8 protein-coding genes are annotated in these 6,383 nt (G+C 71.8%); 3 read left to right on the forward strand and 5 right to left on the reverse strand.

What is annotated here, in order from left to right; translation table 11 throughout:
• Positions 1-127: 127 nt before the first annotated feature.
• A complete protein-coding gene (locus ACFZDA_RS32615; RefSeq protein ID WP_391088626.1) occupies positions 128-1,174 on the reverse strand; it encodes a zf-HC2 domain-containing protein in 1,047 nt (348 codons plus the stop codon).
• Entirely contained in the window at positions 1,171-1,941 is a 771-nt protein-coding gene (gene sigE, locus ACFZDA_RS32620) for an RNA polymerase sigma factor SigE (protein ID WP_391088628.1), read from the reverse strand. Before sigE ends, ACFZDA_RS32615 begins: the two co-directional genes overlap by 4 nt.
• A 162-nt stretch (positions 1,942-2,103) precedes the next feature.
• Here sigE and ACFZDA_RS32625 point away from each other — a divergent pair, with 162 nt between their 5' ends.
• Positions 2,104-2,802, forward strand: coding sequence for a class I SAM-dependent methyltransferase (locus ACFZDA_RS32625; protein WP_391088666.1), 699 nt, complete (start codon positions 2,104-2,106; stop codon positions 2,800-2,802).
• A 118-nt stretch (positions 2,803-2,920) separates the two neighbouring features.
• Here ACFZDA_RS32625 and ACFZDA_RS32630 read toward each other — a convergent pair whose 3' ends face one another.
• The gene (locus ACFZDA_RS32630) at positions 2,921-3,088 is read right to left on the reverse strand and encodes a DUF3117 domain-containing protein (RefSeq protein ID WP_003966491.1); all 168 of its coding nucleotides are present in this window, start codon (positions 3,086-3,088) and stop codon (positions 2,921-2,923) included.
• Positions 3,089-3,475: 387 nt separating this feature from the next.
• Here ACFZDA_RS32630 and ACFZDA_RS32635 point away from each other — a divergent pair, with 387 nt between their 5' ends.
• Positions 3,476-4,279, forward strand: coding sequence for an enoyl-CoA hydratase-related protein (locus ACFZDA_RS32635; RefSeq protein ID WP_391088630.1), 804 nt, complete (start codon positions 3,476-3,478; stop codon positions 4,277-4,279).
• 40 nt (positions 4,280-4,319) lie between these two features.
• Here ACFZDA_RS32635 and ACFZDA_RS32640 read toward each other — a convergent pair whose 3' ends face one another.
• Positions 4,320-4,904: a DNA-3-methyladenine glycosylase I gene (locus ACFZDA_RS32640; protein ID WP_391088632.1), complete on the reverse strand. Its 585-nt coding sequence runs from the start codon at positions 4,902-4,904 to the stop codon at positions 4,320-4,322.
• Positions 4,901-5,299: a DivIVA domain-containing protein gene (locus tag ACFZDA_RS32645; RefSeq protein ID WP_391088634.1), complete on the reverse strand. Its 399-nt coding sequence runs from the start codon at positions 5,297-5,299 to the stop codon at positions 4,901-4,903. The genes ACFZDA_RS32640 and ACFZDA_RS32645 overlap by 4 nt, the downstream gene beginning before the upstream one ends.
• A 135-nt stretch (positions 5,300-5,434) precedes the next feature.
• Here ACFZDA_RS32645 and folP point away from each other — a divergent pair, with 135 nt between their 5' ends.
• Positions 5,435-6,295, forward strand: a complete 861-nt coding sequence (folP, locus tag ACFZDA_RS32650) for a dihydropteroate synthase (protein WP_391088636.1) — start codon at positions 5,435-5,437, stop codon at positions 6,293-6,295.
• Positions 6,296-6,383 lie beyond the last annotated feature (88 nt).

Genomic DNA, 6,383 nt, shown 5'->3' on the forward strand with positions numbered 1-6,383 from the left:
CCCCACAGCCGCGGCACGGCTCGACGGCGGTAGCCGCAGTTCGTCGAATCGGCGCCACGGCCACGCCTCGGCCGCGGGCGCCACCCCCGGATTCAATCAGGTTCGCTCGCCGCCGCGCAGCGGCCGGTCAGCGGGCCGTACGGGAGGAGGCGGGAGAAGAGGGGGACGAGGTCGTGTCCGGGAGGGGCACGGCGAGCAGGGGAGCCGCGATCTCGGGGACCGTCGACCACGAGGTGAGGACGGCGGGCGGGGCCGCCTCGAGCGGACGTATCAGCGGGGACACGACGGCGGCACCGGCCATCACCGGGGCGGCCAGCGCGTGGACGGCCTGCTGCCCCGCGGCGGAGTGCGGCACACCCGGCAGCAGCGGTGCGGACACTTCGGTCGGGGCGACGGGGGCGCGGCCGAGCACACTCTGGCCGTGGATCTGCCCGAGCAACGGCCCCGTACTGCGGCGCCGCTGGGTTTCGGGCTGAGTCGCGGCGCCGGTGCCCTGTGTGCGCATCGGTGTCACGTTGCTTCCCGCGCCGGCGCCGCCGCGGGCCTCCGGGTCGGCCGCGGTGCCGCCGGTGACACCGCCCAGTGCGATCGCGGCCAGGGACACGGCTCCGGCGGCCGCGAAGGCGAACCGCAGGCGGGAGGAGGATCTGTCGGGCTCGTGCCGCCCGACGTCGTGGATAGGGAAGCCCCGGCTGCCCGCGGGAAGACCGCGGTCGTCGGACGGCAGGCCTGCGCCCGAAGGACGTCTCCGGCTCCCGGCGGAGGACGGCAGCACGGGGACGTGCGGCCGGGCCGGGACGTACCCGAACTCGAACCGGTCGCCGCGCTTCGCCCCGAGGGCCCCGGACGATCCGAACCGTCCTGACAGTCCGCCGGGCAGCGCTCCCCCGCCCGGCGGCGGGGCATCACCGTCCGGGCCGCCGCCCGCGGGTAGTCCCTGCAGACGGGCCAGGAAGCTCTCGGAAGGGGGCGGCGGGGCCGCCTCCGCGAAGACGTTCTTCAGCCGGCGCTGGGCGTCCACCTCCGCCTTGCACTTCGGGCAGGTGGCCACATGCGCCAGTACGCGCTCACGCGCGTCATGACCGAGCTCTCCGTCCACCAGGGCGGAGAGTCGGTCTCCCAGGTGCTGCTCTGCGAGGTGGCCCTCGGAAGCTTTCGGCCGTGATCCGCTCACGCGCTCGCGCCCCCTCCCCCCAGTGCGGGTACACGGGGGACGAAGGAGCGGCGCTCGGCGCGCGCCTGAGGAGAGCGGTGCGCGAGGGCCTTGCGCAGCTGGGAGCGGCCCCGGTGGATCCGCGAACGGACCGTGCCGAGCTTGACGCCGAGGGTCGCGGCGATCTCCTCGTACGACAGTCCTTCGATGTCGCACAGGACGACCGCGGCGCGGAACTCGGGGGCGAGGGTGTCGAGGGCCTGCTGGACGTCCGCGTCGAAGTGCGCGTCGTTGAAGACCTGCTGCGGCGAGGGCTCCTTGCTCGGCAGCCGCTCGGCCGCGTCCTCGCCGAGCGCGTCGAAACGGATGCGCTGCTTGCGGCGGACCATGTCCAGGAACAGGTTCGTCGTGATGCGGTGCAGCCAGCCCTCGAAGGTGCCCGGCGTGTACGTCGACAGGGAACGGAAGACACGGACGAAGACCTCCTGCGTGAGGTCCTCGGCGTCGTGCTGGTTGCCGGTCAGACGGTAGGCGAGCCGGTAGACCCGGCCGCTGTGCGTGCTGACGATCTCCTCCCACGTGGGCGGAGTCCACGCCTGCCCGTCCGCGTCGGTGGTGAAGGTCGCGGTCTGGGCGAAGTCAGCGGCGTGGCTGTGGTCAGCAGTGTCGTTCACGGATGTCGGCCTGCCCGCCGATGTGAAGAAGCGCCGGAGCACTCCTCCCCTGTCCGCAGGCGCGGCCGCACCTCCCCTGTCAGCTCTGGTGGTGTCCAGTGGAGCCCCTACCATAGCCACCTCGCCCGTTAGGACCGGATAAGCGGTTTTACGAGAATTTGATCTGGGCTGATACGCCTCGTACTGCTGCGTCGGCCCTTGCTCGGCGCCTCGATCCACTGCCTGCCCCCCGTCACGACCCGCGCCATTCGCTTGCCCCTATAAACGACCGGTCCCATCTGCGGGTTCCCGGGCCCAACGGATACAGTCACGCCCAGGCATTCACGGGGACAGGAGAGGGTCATTACCGGCAACCGGCAGACGAGCTGGGCGTTCGCCGACGCCTATGTCGCCGAGGACGACGCGCTGCGCTGGGCCCGCGACCGGGCCCGTGAGGCGGGTCTGCGCTCGGTGTCGCCCGGCACGGGCTCCGCGCTGCGGTTGCTGGCCGCCTCCGTCGACGCCAAGGCCGTCGCCGAGATCGGGACCGGCTGCGGTGTCTCCGGGATCCACCTCCTGCACGGTATGCGCCCCGACGGTGTTCTGACCACCGTGGACCCCGAGCCGGAGCACCAGCAGTTCGCCCGCCAGGCCTTCCGCGCCTCCGGTTTCGCCAGCAACCGGGCCCGTTTCATCCCGGGCCGCGCCCTGGACGTGCTGCCCCGCCTCGCCGACGCCGGCTACGACCTGGTCTTCTGCGACGGCGATCGCCTGGAGGTCATGGACTACCTCGCCGAATCGTTGCGGCTGCTGCGCACCGGCGGGCTCGTCGTCTTCGAGGGCGCCTTCGCGAACGGCCGGACGGTGGACTCCGGTCCCCAGCCCACCGAGGTGCTGCGGCTGCGGGAACTGCTGCGCGCGGTGCGCGAGAGCCAGGAGCTGCTGCCGTCCCTGCTGCCGGTGGGCGACGGACTGCTGTGCGCGGTGAAACGGTAGCCGGGCAGCACGTTAGTCGGGCCGAACCCGGGGCAGGCGAAAGACATCGGTGAGAAAACAGCCGCCCCGGCACCTCATGTGATGCCGGGGCAGCTGAAAGGGTATGGTCGCTTGCGCGTCAGCCGACGACCTTCTTGAGGGCGTCGCCCAGGGCGTCGGCCTCGTCCGGGGTCAGCTCGACGACGAGCCGACCGCCGCCTTCGAGCGGAACGCGCATGACGATGCCCCGCCCCTCCTTGGTCACCTCGAGCGGGCCGTCACCCGTCCGCGGCTTCATGGCCGCCATGCTCGTTCCCCTTCCTGAAACCCAGCTCATCGTCAAGGCCGACGGGCCCCCTGAAGAAGGGCACAGTGCGGTCCTTGAGGCAGGACACGCGACACCGGCATCGAACACATTGCTTCCAGGCCATTATCCCGCATCTCAGGACCCGATGACCAACATCAGTCGGCATCGCTTGGGCAACGCCCGCGAGCAAAACCACTCAATTCGGCGATGTGACTGCGATACTCCGCCCCCGCACACACATCCGCCGAACGGAAACGGGCGAGAATTCTTTGACGCAGGTCACACGTCCGGTCCGGTCGGCCGTCGGCGATCTCGGTCATGCTGTCTCTCAGACCCGGGACGTACCGGCCGGTACGTCCCCGAGCAGCGACACGGAGGGGATACTCCATGGCCGACACCGTGCTCTACGAGGTGCGCGACGGACTCGCGACGATCACGCTGAACCGCCCGGAGGCGATGAACGCGCTGAACGTGGCGGCCAAGGTCGCCCTGCGGGACGCGGTCAGGGCCGCGGCGGACGACACCGCCGTACGGGCGGTGCTGCTGACGGCCGCCGGTGACCGGGCGTTCTGTGTCGGACAGGACCTCAAGGAGCACATCGGCCTGCTGACCGAGGACCGGGAGACCGGTTCGGGGCAGACCATGAGCACGGTGCGGGAGCACTACAACCCGATCGTGCGGGCGCTGGCCGAGGCCGCGAAGCCGGTCGTCGCCGCCGTGAACGGCGTGGCGGCCGGGGCGGGCTTCGGCTTCGCGCTCGCGGCGGACTACCGGATCGTGGCGGACACGGCCGCGTTCAACACCTCGTTCGCCGGGGTGGCGCTGACCGCCGACTCAGGGATCTCGTGGACCCTGCCGCGGGTGATCGGCCCCGGGCGGGCGGCTGACCTGCTGCTCTTCCCCAGGAGCATCAGCGCGCAGGAGGCGTACGAGCTCGGCATCGCCAACCGGCTGGTGCCGGCCGCCGAGCTGCGCGCGGAGGCCGAGAAGGTGGCGCGGGCCCTGGCCGAGGGGCCGACGGTGGCCTACGCGGCCCTGAAGGAGTCGATGGCCTACGGGCTGACGCACTCCCTGGCGGAGACGCTGGAGAAGGAGGACGAGCTCCAGACCCGGGCCGGGTCCTCCGAGGACCACGCGATCGCCGTGCGGGCTTTCGTCAACAAGGAGAAGCCCCACTACCTGGGCCGCTGACCCGGCCGCTGATCGAACCGCTGACCTGCCGCGGCGGCCGTCAGATACGACGCGCGACGCAGGCCTGGAGGTGGTCGTCGACCAGTCCGCAGGCCTGCATCAGCGCGTACGCCGTCGTCGGGCCGACGAAGCGCAGGCCCCGCTTCTTCAGTGCCTTGGACAGGGCCGTCGACTCAGGGGTGACGGCCGGGACGTCAAAGAGCGCCTTCGGGACCGGGCGGGTGCCCGGCTCGGGGGCGTGCGACCAGATCAGCTCGTCCAGTTCTCCCGGGGCCCACTCGGCCAGCACTCGCGCGTTGGCGAGCGTCGCGTCGATCTTGGCGCGGTTGCGGATGATGCCGGCGTCGGCCAGGAGGCGCTCGCGGTCCTCGTCGGTGAAGGCCGCCACCGAGGCGATCTTGAAGTCGGCGAAGGCGGCGCGGAAGCCGGGGCGGCGGCGCAGGATCGTGATCCAGGACAGGCCGGACTGGAAGGCCTCCAGGCTGAGGCGCTCGTAGAGCGCGTCGTCGCCGTGGACCGGGCGGCCCCACTCCTCGTCGTGGTACGTCACGTACTCGGGGGCGGACAGGGCCCAGGGGCAGCGCAGCGCGCCGTCCGGCCCGGCGAGGGCGGCGCCGTCGCTCATGGCCGGTCCTCCTGGCGCGGGGCCGGCTTGTCCATGGAGACGTGGTTCTGCCCGGAGCTGTTCTCCCCGGACCGCGGGCCGTGTCCGGCGGCTGTTCTGGCGCCCGCCAGGGCCGACTCCAGGTCGGCGATACGGGCGTCGCGCTCGGCGAGCTCGGCGCCCAGGCGGCTGAGGGCGTCGTCCACGTCGGCCATGCGGTAGCCGCGGGCGGCGAGGGGGAAACGCAGGCCTTCCACGTCGGCACGGTCGACCGGGCGGTCCGGGGGCAGCGGGTCCCGCAGCCGCTCGGGGGCGGCCTCGGGCAGCGGGCCGTTCTCGCCACCGCCCACCACGGCGAGGGTCACCGCGGCGACCACGACGGCTAGCGCGACGACCAGGAACAGGAACATAACCATCGCGGAGCCCCCACGGTCGGATCTGTCGGTGTCTTCGGACACCGATGGTGTCAGGCTCCGATCGTGCCATGCGAGTCCGACCGTTAGGGTCGCAGGCGGCGGAAAACGGGGACGTACCAGGAAAGGTCACAGCGGATGCTCAGGCTGGGCAGGCGGGAATTCGGGCCGCACGAGCCGGTGATCATGGCGATCGTGAACCGGACCCCGGACTCCTTCTACGACCGGGGCGCGACCTTCCGCGACGAGCCGGCCCTCGCACGCGTGGAGCAGGCGGTCGCCGAGGGAGCCGCGATCATCGACATCGGCGGGGTGAAGGCCGGGCCGGGCGAGGAGGTCACGGCCGCGGAGGAGGCCCGGCGCACGGTCGGTTTCGTCGCGGAGGTGCGGCGGCGCTTCCCGGACGTGGTCATCAGCGTGGACACCTGGCGGGCCGAGGTCGGCGAGGCCGTGTGCGAGGCCGGGGCCGACCTGCTGAACGACGCGTGGGGCGGGGTGGATCCGGCGCTCGCCGAGGTCGCCGCGCGGTACGGGGTGGGGTTGGTGTGCACACACGCGGGTGGTGCGCAGCCGCGGACCCGGCCGCACCGGGTGGAGTACGACGACGTGATGGCCGACATCCTGGACGTGACGGTCGGGCTGGCGGAGCGGGCGCTGGAGCTGGGCGTGCCGCGGGAGTCGATCATGATCGACCCCGGGCATGACTTCGGGAAGAACACGCGGCACAGTCTGGAGGCGACCCGGCGGCTGGGGGAGATGGTCGCCACGGGGTGGCCGGTGCTGGTGTCGTTGTCCAACAAGGACTTTGTCGGGGAGACGTTGGATCGGCCCGTGAAGGAGCGGGTGGTGGGGACGTTGGCTACGACCGCGGTGTCCGCGTGGCTGGGGGCGCAGGTGTACCGGGTGCATGAGGTCGCGGAGACGCGGCAGGTGTTGGAGATGGTGGGGGCGATTGCGGGGTGGCGGGAGCCTGCGGTTGCCCGGCGTGGGCTGGCCTAGGTGTTCTGTCCACGGAGGTTGGTGACAGCGATCACTGGAGAGTGATCTTGAACGAGTGAGGGCCTTCCGGGTTCGGTGTGGATTGCGA

Origin of the sequence: Streptomyces sp. NPDC007991 (assembly GCF_042958445.1) — a bacterium.
Classification (GTDB): domain Bacteria; phylum Actinomycetota; class Actinomycetes; order Streptomycetales; family Streptomycetaceae; genus Streptomyces.